The following is an 18,455-nucleotide window of genomic DNA, read 5'->3' on the forward strand; positions in this document are numbered from 1 at the left end:
CACGTCTCCGGCCCCTTCGTCCACGGGACTGGGCCTATTGCGGCACACCGGCCCTCGCCGACGCGTTCCCCACCCTATGAGCAACGATCTCGCCTTCGACACGATCCTGATCCGGCTGGCGCTGAGCTTTGTCGCAGCCGCCCTACTGGGCTGGAACCGCGAGGAGTTCGGCCATCCGGCCGGCTTGCGCACCCAGGTCCTCATCGGCCTCGCTGCCTGCACCGCGATGCTGCTCGGCAACTGGATGCTCGTCTGGACGAGCGATCCGCATAACGGCGCGCTCCGCTTCGACTTGATGCGCCTCGCCCAGGGAATTCTCGCCGGGATCGGCTTCATCGGTGCCGGCACCATCCTGAAGCAGGGCAACATCATCCGGGGCATCACCACCGCCGCCACGGTGTGGCATACGACCGTGATCGGGCTCTGCTTCGGGGCCGGGGCGTGGCGCCTCGGCTGTGCCGCGACGCTCGTTGCCCTCATCAGCCTCTCTGGCCTGGGCCGGGTCGAGACCTTGCTGCGCCGGCGCAGCTACGGGACCGTCACGGTGGAATTCGACGCCGAGGCGACCGGGCACGCGGCGCTGCTCGACCTCCTGAAGCGCGCGGGCTTCGACCTGCGCTCAAGCGCCCTGGAACAGGACGGGACGCATGGGCTGCTGCGGTGCCTCGGCGCCCATGGCGGAGATGAACCGGGCTGGGCTCTCGATCTGATCGGCCGGCTGCGGGCCACCGTGGGCGTCCGCCGGGTTGTCTGGGAGGACATGGGATGACCGGGCCATCGAATCAGCCGGGAATGGTCGCCGTCCATGATCAGCACAGACGGCACGCGCCGGCCGGTGCGGCGCCCACAGCGCACCCGATGGCCCGGTTTGCCGGTTCGTCGAGGAGACGCGTGTTCAAATAGGGATCTGGAGACGCCGATCTGATGCACTGAGGTCGGAGACAGCTCTCAGGGGCCGGGCGTCCAAGAGGGGCGATCGGATCGGCAGGAGCGTTCGATTTCAGCGTCGGTTATCGGACACGGGCCCGACGCCCGTTTCATCCCGAGCCGGCGCAAAATTCACGAACGATTGATGAACAGGGTTATAAGGTCGGCGGTAAAGGCCCGAGCCGCTCTCCCGCGGTCGCGGCCCGCCGAGCTCGGCGACCCGTGCTTCAAACACCACGATGGGTAGATCCCGCGCATGAACATTCACATGCGGCCCTCGGCGGGCCGCGAAGCCGAGGTGCTCGACCACCGGCGCCACTGCAAGATCGCCGCATCGCCGCACGCCTACGTGCGCGGCAGTACGGCGCGGTTCTACCGCTGGCTTGCCGAACTGCCCTCCGGGCGCCTGCCGGCGGGGCCGCCCGTCTGGATCTGCGGCGATTGCCATGTCGGGAACATCGGAGCGCTCGCCGATACCGATGGTCGGATCGGCTTCCAGATCCGAGACCTCGATCAGACGGTGATCGGAAACCCGGCGCACGATCTGGTTCGTCTCGCCCTGTCGCTCGTCACATCGGCGCTCGCCTCGCCATTGCCGGGTATCGTGGTGACGCGGATGATCGAGGCGATGGTGGCGGGCTATGCCGATGGCCTCGGGGGCGAGGCGGTCGATCCGGAGCAGGAATCGGCGATCGTTGCCACGACGCGCCGTCGCGCGATCGGCCGACGTTGGCGCGATCTGTCAGCCGAGCGGATGGACGGCAAATCGGGCCGTCTGCCCCGCGGAAAGCGCTTCTTCGACCTCAACGCTGAGGAATGGGATTCCTGCCTCGCCTTGGCGGCCGATCCGGCCCTCGCCAGCATCGTCCTGGGGCTCGACCCAGACGAGACCGCCGGAGTCACGCTCGTCGACGCCGCCTATTGGATCAAGGGGTGCAGTTCGCTCGGTCGCCTGCGCTACGCTGGCCTCGTGCGCCTCGACCGGCGCAAGGGCCGTCCGAAATTCGCGCTCATCGACGTGAAGGAGGCTGTCGCCGCTCTCGCCCCTGTCGCGCCCGGCGCCGAGATCCCGACGGATCATGCGGTTCGAGTGGTGGACGGCGCACGTGCCCTCTCGCCGCTCCTGGGCCAGCGCATGATCGCGGCGCGGTTCGGCGAGACACCCGTCACCGTGCGCGAGTTGCTGCCGCAGGATCTCAAGATCGACGCGGAGCAATTCTCGAAGGGCGAGGCCGCCCGGGCCGCCGCGCACCTGGCCGCCATCGTCGGGCGCGCCCACGGCCGCCAGATGGACGCGGCGGCGCGCCGGTCCTGGGCCGCCACGGTCACCGCTGCGGGGGAGGGCGACGCGCCGCAATGGCTCTGGGCCGTCGTCATCGATCTCATGGGCCTGCACCAGAGCGGCTATCTGGAACATTGCCGCCGCCTCGCCGACGGGCAGCCCTGATGCGATAAACGCGGATTTGTGCGTGTATCCAAGGATCTCCACAACCTGAGAGTTTACGGCTCCTTCAGACACATGGATTAAGTCTCTGGGGGACCGCGAAGGATGGTGCCGGCTCCCGCAGGGGCGCAGCGCCCGGTCAATCTTCCGTGGTGGCCGACGCCGGCAGGCGGGCGGCCTCCACATCGTCCGCCGTCGGAACGTCGATGCCGATCCGAGACCTCCCCAGCGTGACCGCGATCCGGACCCTCGGCGAGGCGGTGCCGATCGACGGCGGCGACACCATCGCCCTCTGCCTCGTTCAGTCGGACGGCGCCGAATTGGGCCTGCTGATCCCGCATCAGCTCTGCGTGCACCTGATCGCCAAGCTCGGCGACGCCGTGGCGCTCGCCGAGATGGGCCGGATCGGCCGCGAGCCCAGCCTAGCGCGCTAACACGACGCATCCGCAACCATCGCGGATCGCCGAACCGCTGACCGCGACCTTCGAGACAGCGGTCCGATCAGGGCAGCGACGGGGCCTTGTCGGCGCGGCGCAGGACATTGCGGGGCCGTACCAGCGCCGTCCGGCCGAGACGGCGGCCCGGCTCCTCGACGAAGCGGTAGGACAGGCACGCGACGATCCAGAGCAGGCCGAGAAAGCCCACCGCCACGAGATCGCCGCGCACGGGGTGCCCAGCGGGCCCGAGATCGCCAACGCGTTTCAGGACGCTCAGGCTGATCAGGAACAGCGGGTACTGCACCAGGTAGAGCGAGAACGAGATCCGGCCGAGGTGCTGGCAGACCGTGCCGTTGAGGATCCGAGCGAGGGGGCCGCGGTCGGCATGAAGCGCGGCCACCAGGGCGGCGAACAGCAGCGGGGCGAGCGCGACGGTGGCGTTGCCGAGGCTCGCGACCACCAGGATCGCGGCGACGAGCGGAAGCTGCACCCGCTCCGCCCAGGCGGGGAGGGCCTTCTCCGTCGCGAGTCGCTCCAGCAGCACGCCCACCGAGAAACCTGCGAGGCAGCGCACGAGGCCGCCCTGGATCGGCAGATCGAGGGTGCCGTACCACGCAACAAGAAACACGTCGGCGCACAGCCCCGCGACCGCGGCCGCCGCCAGCCGGCTGGTGCGCTGCGTCAGGCCGGACCAGGCCGCCAGGGCGAACAGCAGGTAGGCCAGCGCCTCGACGCTGATGCTCCAACTCGGGGCGTTCCAGCCGGTCTGCCCGACGCCCCCCCAGGCATGGATCAGGAGCAGGTTGGCGACGAGGGCGCCGACGCCGTTCGGCCCCGTAAACGGCGGCACGTCCGGCATCGCGCCGCGCTGGAAGGCAGCGAGCTTGAGAAGCTCGAGCCCGACGAGGCAGGCGAGGGTCACGAGGTGCAGCGGGTAGATCCGCAGGATGCGCCGCTTCAGGAAACGGCCGACGGCTTGTCCCTCGGTCAGGCGGGTGCCGTAGGACCGGGCGATGACGAAGCCCGAGAGGATGAAGAACAGGTCGACGGCGAGGTAGCCGCTGCGCAGAGGCGCAAGTTCCTGAAGGTGGGTCGTCCAGGGAATGTGGAACAGGACGATCCAGACCGCCGCTATGCCGCGCAAGCCGTCGAGTGCGCCGAGGCGCGGGGTTGTGGCGTTCAGGGTCGGCACAGCGGGGATCTCGCGCTCCGTCATCCTGACGGCGGCTTGCAAGGCCGGCGCCGGCTCTGACGCCGCGACGGGTGTGCGGATCTGGTGCCGTCCCTGCGCTGGTGTGTCAGTCCGGGGCAGGGAACGCCCCCGGCGATCGGGGCATTCCTCGGCTCGTCAGCCATTCCGGCTTGTGGAGTTTCCGATGCGCCGTCTCATCCTTGCAATCGCCGCCGCCAGCGCCCTCGCGGGTGCCGCCGCCGGGCCTGCCCTCGCCGTGGACGACAACCAGAAGACTCCGACCCGCGCGCCGGAATTCGCGACGGTGCCGCAGGACGCTGTGCTGAGCTACAACCTGATCGGTCTCAACCTGGTCGATGGCCAGCAGAACAAGGTCGGCGAGATCAAGGATCTGGTGATCGAGAACGGCAAGCTCGCCGGCTATATCCTCTCGGTCGGCGGCTTCCTCGGGATGGGCGAGCATTACGTCGCGGTGAAGCCCGATTCGATCGCGCTCGGCTACGACGCCGACGGAAAGAAGTGGAAGGCGATCATCGGGGCGAGCAAGGACCAGCTCAAGGCGGCCCCGGAATTCAAGTACGCGGGCAAGTTCGACCGCAAGTAACCGAAACGGGGCCGAAGCCGGCGCGGAGCCGGCTTCGGCGTTGTCGGCTACGCGTCGGGCCCGGCCATCGCGGGCCCGCCAAGCGCGTGCCCAGCCATCAGTTCGAGGGCGCGGACCATTCCCGAATGGTCCCAACCCTTGCCGCCATGCGCGGCGCAGGTGTTGAACAGTTCCTGCGCCGTCGCGGTGTTGGGCAGGGACACGCCGAGCGCGCGGGCGCCCTCAAGCGCGAGGTTCAGGTCCTTCTGGTGCAGCTCGATCCGGAAGCCCGGGTCGAAGGTGCGCTTGCACATGCGCTCCCCGTGGACCTCAAGGATGCGCGAGGCGGCGAAGCCGCCCATCAGGGCCTGGCGGACCCGCACGGGATCGGCGCCAGCCTTCGCCGCGAAGACGAGGGCCTCGGCCACCGCCTCGATGTTGAGGGCGACGATGATCTGATTGGCCACCTTCGTGGTTTGGCCGTCGCCGTTGCCGCCGACCAAGGTGATGTTCTGCCCCATCGCCTCGAACAGAGGCTTCGCCCGGTCGAAGGCGGCCTCGGGACCGCCCACCATGATGGTGAGGGATCCGGCCTTCGCGCCGACCTCGCCGCCCGACACCGGCGCGTCGAGATAGTCGCAGCCGCGCTCGTTGATGCGGCGGGCAAAATCCTTCGTGGCGATGGGTGAGATCGAACTCATGTCGATCACCGTCCGGCCGGGCGTCAGGGCTTGGGCGACGCCGTCGGAGCCGAACAGCACGGCTTCGACCTGGGGCGTGTCGGGCACCATCAGGATGATGGTCTCGGCCTGCTCGGCCACGGCCCGCGCGGTGTCGCAGGCAATTCCACCGGCCGCGATCAGGTCTTCGGGGACCGGCCGCGAGCCCGATTTGAGGTAGAGGGTATGGCCGGCCTTGATCAGGTTGGCGGCCATCGGCCGTCCCATGATGCCGAGCCCGATGAATCCGATCTTCATGGCGGTTCGATCCCGTCGCAGTTGCGGCTCAGGCGCCGGCCTTGAAGCGGGCGGCGAGGGCCTCCGAGCTTCTGGCAAGCAGCCCCATATCGGACCCGACCGCGGTGAAGCGGGTGCCCGCAGCCACGTAGTGGTGGGCGAGATCCTCGTTGGCCGTGAGGATGCCGGCGCTCTTGCCGGTCCGAGCGATGCGCCGGATCGCGTCCTCGATGACCGCCACCACCTCCGGGTGGTTCTGCTGGCCGAGATAGCCGAGGCTGGTGGAGAGGTCGCCGGGTCCGATGAAGACGCCATCGACGCCCTCGACACCCGCGATCTCCTCGAGATTGTCGAGGGCGCGCCGGGACTCGATCTGCACCGCCACGAAGATCTCGGCCTCGCAGCGAGCGTGATAGTCGGGAATGCGTCCGAAGCGGGCGGCCCGCGGCGCCTGCGAGAAGCCGCGCACGCCGCGCGGCGCATAGCGGGTCGCCGCGACGGCGCGAAGGGCCTGCTCGCCGTCGTCGATATTGGGGATCATCAGCGATTGCGCCCCGGTGTCGAGGATACGCTTGATCGTGATCGGTTCGTCGCTCGGCACCCGCACCATGGCGTGGGCCTCGCCCTCCATGATCGATTGGAGCTGGCCGTAGATGTCGCGCAGGTCGTTGGCCGAGTGCTCCATGTCGAGGAGCAGCCAGTCGAAGCCCGAGCCCGAGACGATCTCGGTGGAGATCGGGCTGGCGAGGCTGCACCACAGGCCGACCTGCTGGCGGCCCTCGGCGAGCGCGGCCTTGAAGCGGTTCTTCAGGATGTCCATCGTCGTCTCCTCCGGTTGTCCGTTCAGCGAACGAGGCACGGGCGCTTGTTGTCGAAGGTCCAGTTCGGGATCAGGAACTGCATCGCCGCCGCGTCGTCGCGGGCGCCGAGACCGTGCTCGCGGTAGAGCGCGTTGGCGGCCTCGACCTCGGCCCAATCGATCTCGATCCCGAGGCCCGGACGCTCCGGTACGGCCACCAGCCCGCCGCGGATCTCCAGGGGCTCCCGGGTGAGGCGCTGGCCGTCCTGCCAGATCCAGTGGGTGTCGATCGCCGTCACGGCGCCGGGGGCTGCCGCTGCCACGTGGGTGAACATGGCCAGCGACACATCGAAGTGGTTGTTGGAATGCGAGCCCCAGGTCAGGCCGTGATCGCGGCAGAGCTGGGCCACCCGGACCGAGCCGGCGAGCGTCCAGAAATGCGGGTCGGCCAGGGGGATGTCGACGCTGCCGAGCTGGATCGCGTGGGTCATCTGCCGCCAGTCGGTGGCGATCATGTTGGTGGCCGTGGGCAGCCCGGTGGCGCGGCGGAACTCGGCCATGATCTCGCGGCCGGAGAATCCATTCTCGGCTCCGCACGGGTCCTCGGCATAGGCCAGCACGTGGCCCTGGCCCTTGCACAGGCGGATCGCTTCCGCGAGCGACCACGCGCCGTTCGGGTCGAGGGTGACGCGCGCCTTCGGAAAGCGCTCGTGGATCGCGGTGACCGCCGCGATCTCCGCTTCGCCGGAGAGGACGCCCCCCTTCAGCTTGAAATCATTGAAGCCGTAGCGCTCGTAAGCCGCCTCGGCGAGGCGGGCGATCGCCTCCGGCGTCAAGGCTTCCTCGTCGCGCAGGCGCATCCAGCCGTCGCGGGCCTCCGGTTCGCGGTAGCCGAGATCCGTCCGGCGGCGATCCCCGACATAGAACAGGTAGCCCAGCATCTCGACGGCGTCGCGTTGCTGGCCCTCGCCGAGCAGCGCCGCCACCGGCACGTTGAGGAACTGGCCGAGGAGGTCGAGGAAGGCCGATTCGACGGCCGTGACCGCGTGGATCGCGACGCGCAGGTCGAAGGTCTGCAGGCCGCGCCCGCCCGTGTCCCGGTCGGCGAAGCGGGCGCGCATGGCGTTGAGCACCGCGTTCCAGGCACCGAGCGGGGTGCCGACCACGAGGTCGCGGGCCTCCTCCAGGGTCTGACGAATGCGCTCACCGCCGGGCACCTCGCCGAGCCCCGTCGCGCCGGTGGAATCGGTAAGCACCACGAGGTTGCGGGTGAAGTAAGGACCGTGCGCGCCGCTCAGGTTCAGCAGCATGCTGTCCCGGCCGGCAACCGGAATGACCCGCATCTCGGTAACGACGGGGCTGCGCGACAGGCCCTGCGGTGCGGGCTGGCGAGTTTCCTTCTCCATAGGCGCTCTCCACTGTCCCGGCGTCTGGCGCGCCTTGAGCGCTCCCGTTCTAGTCCCCCGCTTCGATGCCGGTCCAAGCCAAAGACTGGATCGACCCATGCCCGATCGGTATCGGTTGTCTCACATGCCCAGCACGGCCTCGAGGACGGCGCCGAGGATCGGGTTGTCGTGGTCGCGGCGCCACGTGAGGAAGAGTTCGGCGGGTCGGGGCCGGGCGAGGATCAGTGGCCGGAAGGTCACGCCGTCGAAACGCAGGCGCTCGGCCGCCGCCGGCACGAGGGCGAGCCCGAGCCCGGCGCGCACAAGCGCGAGGATCGAGTGGATCTGCGTCAGTTGCTGGCGCACGCTCGGCTGCACGCCGACCTCGGCCAGAAGGCCGACCACGAGATCGTGGAAGTAGCGCGCCTCGTTGGGCGCATAGGCGATGAACGGCTCACCCGAGAAATCCTCCGGGGCCATCGCGCGACGCTCTGCGAAGGGGTGATTGCTGGGAAGGGCGACGATCAGCGGCTCGGCCAGCACCCGCGTGGCCTCGAGCTCGGGATGCGTGACGGGCGGGCGCAGGAGCCCTGCATCGATCTGGCCGGACAGCAGCCCCTCGACCTGATCCTTGCTCACCATCTCGCGCAGGGCCAGAGTGACCTCGGGAAGCGCGGTGCGGCAGGCGGTAATGAGGCGAGGCAGGAAATCGTAGGCGGAAGCCGCGGTGAAGCCGAGCTTCAGCGTGCCCGAGCGCCCCGCGGCGACCTGCCGGGTGACGTAGGCCGCGGATTCGGCGAGTCGTAGGATGTGGCGCGCCTCCGGCAGAAGACTGCGTCCGGCCGCGGTGAGCCGCACGGACCGGCTCGTCCGATCGAGAAGCTGGACGTCGAGGACACGCTCGAGAACTTGAATCTGCCGGGAGAGCGGCGGCTGCGTCATGTTCAGACGGGTCGCCGCTCGTCCGAAATGGAGTTCCTCGGCCACCGCGACGAAGCAGCGGAGCTGGCTGAAATCGAGCATGCGGCCCTCGGCACGCGGCACGCGACTCAGCAGGTGCCGGCTCCCCTTGTATTCACGTAGAGAGCGTAGATCGAATGGGTCGCGGCCATGAGCAGGCGGTTGCGCTGGGGGCCGCCGAAGCAGAGGTTGGCGCAGCGCTCCGGCAGGCGGATGCGCCCGATCATCCTGCCGGCCGGGGAGATCACGACGACGCCGTCCTCGGCTTCGCCCATGCCCCAGCCGCACCAGAGATTGCCGTCGATATCAGCCCGGAACCCATCGGCGGTTCCGCGCCCGCAATCGAAATGAACGCGGCCGTTGATGGTGCCGGTCTCGGTCACGTCGTAGGCGCGGATCAGACGATTGGGCACGGCCCGCCCCTCGATGACGTAGAGGATGCGCTCGTCGGGTGAGAAGCAGAGGCCGTTCGGCCCGCGCACCCCTTCAACCGCGACGCTCGCCGCACCGGTTCGCGGATCGAGCCGGTAGACGGTGTCGGGCAGCTCGGGCGCTGCCATCTGCTCGTAGGGATTCGGGCCGTAGGCCGGATCGGTGAACCAGATCGAGCCGTCCGACCGGCACACGACGTCGTTCGGCGAGTTGAGGCGCCTGCCCGCGAATGCGTCGATCAACGTGGTCAGGCTGCCGTCGTGCTCGGTGCGGACGACGCTGCGCGTGGCGTGCTGGCAGGTGATCAGCCGGCCCTCGCGGTCGCGGGTGTTTCCGTTGGCGTAGCGCGCGGGCTTTCGGAAGACCGAGAGCGCGCCGCTCTCGGCGTCCCAGCGCATGATCCGGTCGTTGGTCACGTCGCTGAGGAGCAGCATCCCCATGTCGCCGAACCAAACGGGCCCTTCGGCCCAGCGCAGGCCCGTCGCGACGCGCTCCACGGTGGCGAGCGCGAGGCGGTACGCGTTGAAGGCGGGGTCGAGAACCTCAACGGCCGGGTCGGGGAGCCGCTGCGAGGGCTCCCATCCGGCAGCGACCGTAGAACCTCCCGAAAGGGACGCGGCTGCGGCGAGGCAGGCTCCGCCGCCGAGCAGTCTGCGGCGATCGATCGACATCGCGAGACCTCAGTGCAGCTCGACGCGGCGGATCTCGCCGACGACGAAGAGGTAGCAGATCACCGCGACCAGGGCGTTGAGCCCGACGAAGACCAGGGCGCCGTTGAACGAGCCGGTGGTCTGGACGATGTACCCGATGGCGATGGGCGTGGTGATCCCTGCGGTGTTACCGAAGGTGTTGAACAGGCCGCCCGAAAGGCCGCCGGTTTCGCGCGGCGACGTGTCGGAAACGACGGCCCAGCCCAGCGCACCGATGCCCTTGCCGAAGAAGGCCAGCGCCATCAGGCCGACAACCAGGGAATCCGCCTGCACGTAGTTGCAGCCGATGATGACCATCGAGAGCAGCATGCCGGCGACGATCGGGATCTTGCGCGCGGCAGTGAGCGAGTACCCGCGCCGAAGCAGAACATCCGAGATCCAGCCGCCGAGGATGCCGCCGACGAAGCCGCAGAGGGCGGGCAGGACCGCGGCAAAGCCCGCCTGCAGGATCGAGAGGCCACGCTCCTTCACAAGATAGACCGGGAACCATGTGAGGAAGAAATAGGTCAGCGTTGTGATGCAATATTGGCCGACATAGATCCCGAGCAGCATGCGGTTGCCGAGGAGCTGCCGGATCGTGCGGCCGGCGTTGCCCTTGGCCCGTGTGCCCTGGCCGTCCATGTCGAGCAGCGCGCCGCCCTGCTCGATGTAGTCACGCTCGCCCTGGTTGACGCCCGGGTGCTCCTTCGGACCGTGGATCGTCTGGATCCAGACCAGCGCGAAGGCGATTCCGATGGCGCCCATCAGCGTGAAAACGTGGTGCCAGCCAAAATGATGCACCACCCAACCCATCAGCGGCGTGAAGAGAACCGTGGCGAAGTACTGGGCGGAATTGAAGAAGGCCGAAGCGGTGCCGCGTTCTTCAGTCGGAAACCAAGCCGCCGTAATCCGCGCATTGGCGGGAAAAACAGGAGCTTCTGCAAGGCCGACTAGGAGGCGTAGGGCGAACAGCACCGCAACGGCCGTAAAGCCTGCGAAGAAGCCGACCGCGCCCTGCATCAATGTGAAGGTCGACCATAGTAAGATCGCTGCAGCATAGACCCATTTTGCGCCATAGCGGTCCAGCAGCCAGCCGCCGGGCAGCTGCGCCAGTACATAGGACCACGCGAAGGCGGAGAAGACATAGCCCATCGCGACCGCGTCGAGACCAAGATCCTTGGCGAGAGATGGACCGGCAATTGAGAGGGTCGCGCGATCTGCATAGTTGATCGTTGTCGCGATGAACAACATTGAAACTATGAGGAGCCGCACGCGGCTCCGCTTCGCCGTGGTCAGGGCCAGACCTGCATCCATGGACGTGCTCCCTATGATGGGCCGCCCGACGGTCGCCGTGACAGCCCTCGTCGCTCTTACGTGACAGCGGGCGACGTTGCAGGATCACGCTAGAACCATGCACGAGTACAGGTCCAACACAAAGCCTAAATCGATCGATGCGGATTCTGCATCGATTGTCTGTTATTAGATGCTTGACGAAGGATTATGCTCGGCGGCGCTGAAACGAGAGTGAGATCTGTCAACTAGTTCCGAAAGGGCGAAAGCTATTATCCACGATCGAGATTGGTGAATTGAACCTTGCCAATATTCCTCGAAATCACGGCGCAAAACAGGAGGGATTCTTTCATGTGTCTGGGATACCGTCACTTCGGACTGGCTCAAGGAGCGGATGGTGACGGCAGCGAGTTGGAAGTTGCAGGTCCATCAACCAGGACCTCTGCCGGTCCGGGGCATGCTTGCGGAAATCTGTGGGATGCCTGGGGTGCTCACGACGATGCTGCGCAGCATGGTCGATGCATGGCCCGATGCTGCCTACACGGAGAGGGGGTTTGAGACGCGGATCTTGGGGCAGCGCGCCGTCTTTCTCTGCGATCCGGTCCTGATCCGTCAGCTACTTGTGGAGGAAGCGAACGCCCTGGAACGCGAAGCGGTGATGAGCCGCGCGCTGCAGCCCGCGCTCGGATCGGGGCTGCTCACGGCGGACGGCGCGCATTGGCGCGGGCAGCGGCGCATCACGGCGCCGATGTTCCATCCCGGCCGGGTCCGGAGCTTCGTGCCCGCCATGGCGGAGGCCGCCGCCGCGACGCGGACGCGCTGGCTGGAGCGCAGAGAGGACGCGCCCCTCGACATCCTGCACGAGATGATGCGCACGACCCTCGATATCATCGTGGCCACGATGGCCTCGGGCGACGGCGATCTCGACGGGCCGCGCTTCGGCGCCGCGATGGAGCGCTATCTCGGGCAGACCAACTGGAAGATCGCCTATGCGAGCCTGGGCCTGCCGGCCTGGATGCCGCATCCCGGATCGCGCCGCGGCGCGGGCGCGGCGCGCTACCTGCGCGAGGCGGTGCGCCGGATGATCGTCGCCCGGCGCGCGGCGGGCGGCGGCGGCACGGACCTGCTCGGCCTCCTGCTCGCGGCGCGCGATCCCGAGACCGGCGAGCCGGTCCCGGATTCCTGGATCGTCGACAACCTGATCACCTTCGTGGCCGCCGGCCACGAGACGACGGCGCTCGCCCTGACCTGGTGCCTGCGCCTCATCGCCGACCATCCCGCGGTGGAGGCGCGCCTGCGCGCCGAGATCGCCGCGCAGGACCTCGACCTTCGCGCCGACCCGAGCGGGATCGACCGGCTGCCCTACGCCCGGCAGGTGGTGCAGGAGGCGATGCGGCTCTATCCGCCGGCGCCGCTTCTCGTCCGGCGGACGATCCGCCCCGTCCGGCTCGGCGGGACGACGATACCGGCCGGCCGTGCCGTCCACGTGCCGATCTACGCGCTGCACAGGCACCGCAGCCTGTGGGATCGTCCGGACGCCTTCGATCCCGACCGGTTCGAACCCGCCGCCGTGGCCGGTCGCGACCGCTACGCCTACCTTCCGTTCGGCGCGGGGCCACGCGTCTGCATCGGGATGGGCCTCGCCCTCACCGAGTGCATCGCCGTCCTGGCGACGCTGCTCCCGGCCTTCCACTTCCACGCGGCCTCTTCCGAGATGCCGGCGACGCGCTTCCGCGTGACGCTGCGCCCGCACGGCGGAATGCCGATGCGGGTGACGCCGCGCCAGGGCCGGCCCTGAGAACCCGTCCAGGATCGTAGAGACCGACGATGCCGATCTTCAGGCAGAGCCTGCACCGGAACGCCGTGGGCGATCGCTACGCGCAGGAGACGCGGCGCGAGCAGCTCGACGAGACGCTGCAGCTCGCGAACTACTCGGCCATCACCCATTTCGCCGTCGTCGTGGTGATCGCGTCCCTGTTCTGGGGACAGGGGATGAACGCCTACCTGCTCGCGCTCGCGGGCACGATCACCGTCATCATCGCGGCGACGGTCGCCGTGACCTGGCACTACCGCACGACCTTCCGGGGCGCCGTCTCGGAGCGCGCGATCCGGCGCGGCTTCCGGATCTCGCAGGGACTCGCGCTCGGACTCGGATCGGCGTGGGGCACGATGCCCGCGATGCTGTTCGAACAGGCCGACGTGGGCTACCGGCTGGTCATCGTCGCCACCGCCGCGGGCCTGATCTCGGATGCCTACGTGCTCGGGCCGATCTTCTCGGTGTCGCTGCTGTTCACGGTGCCGGTGGTCATCGGCTCGTTCATCGCCCTGACCGGCTGCGAGGCGCCGATCGGCGGCTACATCTCGGGGCTTCTCGGCATCTACGCCACCTTCGTCCTGATCAGCACGAGGCGGATGAGCACGCTGTCCTACCAGCGCATCCTCGATCGGGTGGTGGTCAAGCACCAGGGTCAGACCATCGGGCTTCTGCTCAACGACTTCGAGGAGGGGGCGACCGACTGGCTGTGGGAGACCGATACGGACGGACGGCTGATCTACGTGCCGGTCCGGATGGCGTCGGCCCTCGGGCTGCCGCCCCAGACGTTGCAGAACCGGACCCTCGTCGACCTGCTCGCGGCCCATAGTCCGGACGCGGAGGCGCAGGGCGCGCAGGCCGTGCTCGCCGCGATCGCGGCGCGGACCCCCTTCCGCGACATCGCCGTGGCCCTCGATGCCCCCGCCGGATTGCGCTGGGTGAGCCTGAACGGGAAGCCGTTCTTCCACGAGGACGGCAGCTTCGCGGGCTATCGCGGCGTCGGCTCCGACACCACCCTCGGCCGCGAGGCGGAGGCGCGGATCGGCTATCTCGCGAGCCACGACGTTCTCACCGGCTTGCCGAACCGCTCCTCCTTCCAGGAGGCCCTCGCGCGCGCCTGCTCGGGCGGGCGGGAGAGCCCCTCGGTCGCTCTGCTCTATCTCGACCTCGACGGCTTCAAGGCCGTGAACGACGGGATGGGCCACGGGGCCGGCGACCGCGTGCTCGAGTCGGTCGCGAGGCGGCTTACGGCCGCTGCCGGACCGGGCATGACGGCGTTCCGCCTCGGCGGAGACGAGTTCGCGATCCTGCAGGCCTGCGACGCCCGCGCGGAGTCCGAGGATCTGGCGACCCGCATCGTCGCGGAGCTCGGCCGGCCCTTCCGCATCGAGGTGACGCAGGTGGAGATCGGCGTCAGCATCGGCATCGCCCACATCCCGGAGAGCGGGGAGGACCCCGCCACCGTCCTCAGCAACGCCGACCTCGCGCTCTACGCCGCCAAAGCCGCCGGACGGGGCAGATGGCGGAACTTCGACGTGGCGATGGAGGGCCGCAACCATCGCCGCCGCCAGCTCGACCTGATGATGCGCGCCGCGCTCCAGAACGGGGAGCTCGACCTGCACTACCAGCCGCTGGTGAGCCTCGGCGACGGTCAGGTCGTCGGGTTCGAGGCCCTGCTGCGCTGGCACCGGGTCGACGAGGGCTGGATCTCCCCGGCCGAGATCATCCCGATCGCCGAATCCACCGGATTCATCGTCGATATCGGGAGCTGGGCCCTGCGCCGCGCCTGCACCGACGTGCTGCGGTGGCCGGGCATGCGGGTCGCCGTCAACATCTCCTCCTCTCATCTGCGCGCGCCGGGCTTCCATCGGGAGGTCGGCGCGATCCTGCAGGAGGTCGGGCTGGAGCCGCGGCGTCTCGAGATCGAGATCACGGAATCGATCCTGCTCGACCAGGGGCAGGAGGTGACGGAGAATCTGCGGGCGCTGCGCGCGCTCGGCGTCCGGATCGCCCTCGACGATTTCGGCACCGGCTATTCCAGCCTGAGCTACCTGACGCAGTTTCCCGTCGACAAGATCAAGATCGACCGCTCCTTCGTGCGCGATCTCCAGGCCCGCCCCGCGAGCCTCGCCGTCGTGGAGGCGATCACCGTGATGGCGCGCGCCCTCGCGATGGATGTCACCGTCGAGGGCGTGGAGACCCAGCAGCAATCGGACATCCTACGGCTCAAGCGCTGCAACACCGCGCAAGGGTTCCTGTTCAGTCCCGCGCGCCCCGCCCGCGAGGTCCCGGACCTGATCGACCGGATCAACACGCTGGGTCCGGATATCCTGCCGGTGGTGATGGCGGCCGAGCCGGGACGTCGCGCGGTCGCATAGCTCCGCGGCTCGAGCGTCTGCGCGGCTGTGTCCGGCTCAAGTCAGTCGTGCCGGACGCCTTCGGCGCTTCTCGAGAGCAGTCTTTCGCCGGCCGGGCGGCATCGTCGCTGAGGGTGAGGCGCAGAGGTCAGCCACTCGCCTCGAAGCGGACGTTCTGCATCCGACCCATGCCAGCCGTTCGGACTGCCGTCGTGATTCATTGAAAGCTGCCATTCGTTTGCCCCCAGGAAGCTTGGCATGGGGTAGGTATCTGCACGAATTATCCGACCAAGAGCCACTTCGATCGGCTATTGACGTATTTTATCTCGCAAGCGACCTGGGCGGTCGTTGATTTACTGAACCCCATTCTGGAGCTTCCCATATTTTCTCCCATTCTGGAGAAAGACCGTTTCCCTGGCCCTTGATGCTCCGCTCGATTCGGAACAAACCGACACTGGTCGGTCTTTCTCTCGTGAAACGATAACTTTGTTTATACATGTAGCTCGGATAGGTATCTGTTCCGATTATTGATCTCAATATCTTTTCTTTCGAATCCCATTCAATCCATCCCGGACTTTCATGAGCTTGTATATTTCCATCTATGTTTAGGCCGGGCATTGATACCCTGCGCACGGCAGATCGCTCGGCATCAAATGCAAACAGACACATTGGAATCATAACACCGCTTCCGCACTGTAGAATCACAAAAGTTCTGCGCCTTTCTCCCTTGCCGCGGTCCCCTAGGATTACCAATGTTCCTGGATTTTCTGAAGAATACCTTGGAAATATATAACTGATTTCCCTCGATTCACGAAATATCGGCGGAAGTTCGTCGATGTTTTTGATCTTCAAAATTTGTTCGGGTGCGGTTTGCAGATCATGCAGAGTAAGCAGTCCCGAAACCATCGATGGCTCCGGGACCGGGCTTTGGGCACTGTGGGACTGATCCAAGTCTTCGCTACGGCCCAAAGCACTCAAGCACAGCCATATCCATAGGACCGCAACGGGCCTTGAGATTGTCCATCCGAGGGTTCGAACCGTCATCAGGATATTGTTTCCAATTCAGAATGCAGACCAATAGAAAAGTTTATTATGGCCTATATTAAGGTATGAAAGATAACGAAGGCCTGAAAACAAGCATAGAAGCTCGAATATGGTGTCTGCTTCGCGGCCTTCCATTTGACAAGCGGACCGGCAGGAAACCACCGGTTCCGGTCATAATCTCGGGCTTCCCAGTCAGCCCGCAAGCGGACGCTCCCAGCTTCTGCAAGGGGTCGGGAGCGGGCACGGCGATAATGTCGGCTTCCATGGATCGCTGCTCGTCAGCCGACCAACCGACATCGCCCCTCGGCCGCCCGTCACGGGATCATGCTGAGCAAGCTCACAACCGAGCGCGCTTTCCGTCGTCCCTTCATCGCGGACAACGCGCGATCCCCTCGGTGGTCCGCATCGTCTTCCGCCGAACCGGAAACCGCCTCGGTGGATCGGGCTCTGGCGCGCGATCCTGATCGGAGTCGCGCCTGCGTCGCGACGGCCCGACCCGGCGGGGGACAGCCGGCATTCGCCTGTCAGGCCACCGTCGCTGGTCCGGGACACCGAAACAAAGCCATCAGCCGGGACCGGACGCATTCGGAACAGGCGCGCCCATTCCATCGCCTGCACCGTCGCGGGCCCATCCCAGGGGGCCTACGGGGGTCGGCGGCGCCGAAGGACCTGCGCGGGAGACGACAGGCCGTCACCGACGCGCCCACGGCCGCGACCGAATCGAGACCATCGCCACGGTGGGCCGTCACGCCGGGACGGCGATCGCCTCGGCGGAATCGGGTCTAGCGGAAGCTGGCGACCCGGCGCTCGCGCTTGCGCTCGGCCGCGGGCTGATACGCGATCTCGGCGTGATGGGTGCAGTAGGGCAGGCCGGTGATCGAGCGGGCGCCGCAGAAGCGGAATTCCGGGGTCGTCGGGTCACCGAGCGGCCAGCGGCACATCGCTTCGCGCAGATCCATGATCGTCACCCGCTGGGACACCGCGAGCGCGACGGTCTCGGCCGGCGCAGGCGGGGTGGAGAGCGGGAAATCCGGAGCGGGCCGGTGCGACAGGATCGCGATCGGCTCGGGCACCTCGAGTTCGACCACGGCGACCTCCGCCTCGATCTCGGCGGGTTGCGGGGCGCGGGAACGACCCGCGACAGCCTCCTCGCCGGGCTTGGCGCGGCCCGCGAGCCCGAGGCGATGCACCTTGCCGATCACGGCGTTGCGCGTCACGCCGCCGAGTTGCGTCGCGATCTTGCTCGCGCTCTGTCCGTCCTCCCACAGGCGCCGAAGAAGCGCCACGCGTTCGTCCGTCCAGCTCAGGCCCGCTTCCATCATCCCCCTCCCAACCCTGCGCACATGCGGGCCGCCCCCCAAGACGGTCGGCACGGGATGGGCGTGCGGTGAACCGTGCCTCCGGCGCACCCGGCTTCAAGCCCGGGATCCGAATGCAGTGTTCGTCAACGCACGCCGGTGGTCCATTGCGGCGAGGGTCTCGTCCCTCGTCGACACAGGGAACCTACAAGAGGGCTCGCGGGCGATGCAAGGGCGGGCCGCCGCGACGGCGCGACGGATCCGCCTGCTGTCCACCGGCAAAGGTCGTGCGGTGACGGGGGGGCAAAGCCGGGACGGCGGGCTCGGCGGCTCGGCCGAGCCCGGCGGGGCGTCAGAACTTGCCGCCGAGCCCGACGGCGCCGCCCGGGGTGAGGGCCGGGCTGAAGCCGGCGCTGCCGCCGCCGGCGCCGCCGTTCCCCTCGATGTCCTCGCGCCGGATCCGCCGCTCGCTCGCCTCGGCCGCGCGGGTCTGGCCGCCCGCGCTCTTGGGCAGGTCGAGGCGCCGGGTCGGCGCGGTGGCCAGCGGCGCGCCGTCCTCGTCGGCCTCGGCCTGTCGCGCCGCCTGCTTGGGGAAGCTGCCGCGCAGCGAGGGCGGGGGGCCGACATCGCTCGCCGGCATCACGCCGGCGGTGCCCCCGAGCGCTTGGCAGCCGCCCAGCGCGGCGAGGGCGCAGGCCAGAAACACCGCGCGCGCCGCGGCTGCGCCGGGCGACGACGGGACCTGCGGTGACTGGGGCTGAGACATCGACTCGTCCTCACGCTCGCGGCCGCGTTGTCTGGACCGTCGCGGCTCGCATCGTTCTGGTCTCCCTCTATCCCGGAGATTGC

General features: G+C 68.0%; 15 protein-coding genes. 6 read left to right on the plus strand and 9 right to left on the minus strand.

Annotation, left to right across the window (positions count from 1 at the left end):
• Window positions 1-76: 76 nt before the first annotated feature.
• From ACS5RC_RS19190 to ACS5RC_RS19200, 3 genes are all read left to right on the plus strand, one after another.
• Window positions 77-769 (plus strand): MgtC/SapB family protein, encoded by a 693-nt coding sequence (locus ACS5RC_RS19190; protein WP_478345500.1) that lies wholly within the window; start codon window positions 77-79, stop codon window positions 767-769.
• A gap of 414 nt (window positions 770-1,183) precedes the next feature.
• The gene (locus ACS5RC_RS19195; RefSeq protein ID WP_478345501.1) at window positions 1,184-2,374 is read left to right on the plus strand and encodes a DUF2252 family protein; all 1,191 of its coding nucleotides are present in this window, start codon (window positions 1,184-1,186) and stop codon (window positions 2,372-2,374) included.
• A gap of 203 nt (window positions 2,375-2,577) precedes the next feature.
• On the plus strand, window positions 2,578-2,805 hold the full coding sequence (locus ACS5RC_RS19200; RefSeq protein ID WP_478345502.1) for a hypothetical protein: 228 nt from the start codon (window positions 2,578-2,580) through the stop codon (window positions 2,803-2,805).
• 67 nt (window positions 2,806-2,872) lie between these two features.
• Here ACS5RC_RS19200 and ACS5RC_RS19205 read toward each other — a convergent pair whose 3' ends face one another.
• Window positions 2,873-4,024, minus strand: a complete 1,152-nt coding sequence (locus ACS5RC_RS19205; RefSeq protein WP_478345503.1) for an acyltransferase family protein — start codon at window positions 4,022-4,024, stop codon at window positions 2,873-2,875.
• Window positions 4,025-4,184: 160 nt separating this feature from the next.
• Between ACS5RC_RS19205 and ACS5RC_RS19210 the strand changes: the two genes are divergently transcribed.
• On the plus strand, window positions 4,185-4,604 hold the full coding sequence (locus ACS5RC_RS19210) for a PRC-barrel domain-containing protein (protein WP_478345504.1): 420 nt from the start codon (window positions 4,185-4,187) through the stop codon (window positions 4,602-4,604).
• A 47-nt stretch (window positions 4,605-4,651) separates the two neighbouring features.
• Here ACS5RC_RS19210 and glxR read toward each other — a convergent pair whose 3' ends face one another.
• The 6 genes from glxR to ACS5RC_RS19240 form a co-directional block, all read right to left on the minus strand.
• Window positions 4,652-5,560 (minus strand): 2-hydroxy-3-oxopropionate reductase, encoded by a 909-nt coding sequence (glxR, locus tag ACS5RC_RS19215; RefSeq protein ID WP_478345505.1) that lies wholly within the window; start codon window positions 5,558-5,560, stop codon window positions 4,652-4,654.
• 28 nt (window positions 5,561-5,588) lie between these two features.
• On the minus strand, window positions 5,589-6,359 hold the full coding sequence (locus tag ACS5RC_RS19220; RefSeq protein ID WP_478345506.1) for an HpcH/HpaI aldolase family protein: 771 nt from the start codon (window positions 6,357-6,359) through the stop codon (window positions 5,589-5,591).
• Window positions 6,360-6,382: 23 nt separating this feature from the next.
• The gene (gene gudD, locus ACS5RC_RS19225; RefSeq protein ID WP_478345507.1) at window positions 6,383-7,744 is read right to left on the minus strand and encodes a glucarate dehydratase; all 1,362 of its coding nucleotides are present in this window, start codon (window positions 7,742-7,744) and stop codon (window positions 6,383-6,385) included.
• A gap of 120 nt (window positions 7,745-7,864) precedes the next feature.
• Window positions 7,865-8,746: a LysR family transcriptional regulator gene (locus tag ACS5RC_RS19230; RefSeq protein ID WP_478345508.1), complete on the minus strand. Its 882-nt coding sequence runs from the start codon at window positions 8,744-8,746 to the stop codon at window positions 7,865-7,867.
• A gap of 26 nt (window positions 8,747-8,772) precedes the next feature.
• On the minus strand, window positions 8,773-9,786 hold the full coding sequence (locus ACS5RC_RS19235; RefSeq protein WP_478345509.1) for an SMP-30/gluconolactonase/LRE family protein: 1,014 nt from the start codon (window positions 9,784-9,786) through the stop codon (window positions 8,773-8,775).
• Window positions 9,787-9,795: 9 nt separating this feature from the next.
• On the minus strand, window positions 9,796-11,118 hold the full coding sequence (locus ACS5RC_RS19240) for an MFS transporter (protein ID WP_478345510.1): 1,323 nt from the start codon (window positions 11,116-11,118) through the stop codon (window positions 9,796-9,798).
• 454 nt (window positions 11,119-11,572) lie between these two features.
• Here ACS5RC_RS19240 and ACS5RC_RS19245 point away from each other — a divergent pair, with 454 nt between their 5' ends.
• Together ACS5RC_RS19245 and ACS5RC_RS19250 are read left to right on the plus strand one after the other, a co-directional pair.
• On the plus strand, window positions 11,573-12,892 hold the full coding sequence (locus ACS5RC_RS19245; RefSeq protein ID WP_478345511.1) for a cytochrome P450: 1,320 nt from the start codon (window positions 11,573-11,575) through the stop codon (window positions 12,890-12,892).
• A 29-nt stretch (window positions 12,893-12,921) separates the two neighbouring features.
• Window positions 12,922-15,285 carry a putative bifunctional diguanylate cyclase/phosphodiesterase gene (locus ACS5RC_RS19250; RefSeq protein ID WP_478345512.1) on the plus strand — a complete coding sequence of 788 codons (2,364 nt, stop codon included), beginning with the start codon at window positions 12,922-12,924 and terminating at the stop codon, window positions 15,283-15,285.
• Between the two features lie 1,805 nt (window positions 15,286-17,090).
• Here the strand turns inward: ACS5RC_RS19250 and ACS5RC_RS19255 are convergent.
• Both ACS5RC_RS19255 and ACS5RC_RS19260 read right to left on the minus strand, forming a co-directional pair.
• Complete coding sequence (locus ACS5RC_RS19255; RefSeq protein WP_478345513.1) at window positions 17,091-17,630, minus strand: GcrA family cell cycle regulator; 540 nt, start codon at window positions 17,628-17,630, stop codon at window positions 17,091-17,093.
• Window positions 17,631-17,958: 328 nt separating this feature from the next.
• On the minus strand, window positions 17,959-18,372 hold the full coding sequence (locus ACS5RC_RS19260; RefSeq protein WP_478345514.1) for a hypothetical protein: 414 nt from the start codon (window positions 18,370-18,372) through the stop codon (window positions 17,959-17,961).
• Window positions 18,373-18,455: the final 83 nt, after the last annotated feature.

The organism is Methylobacterium sp. HJ2 (assembly GCF_056431005.1).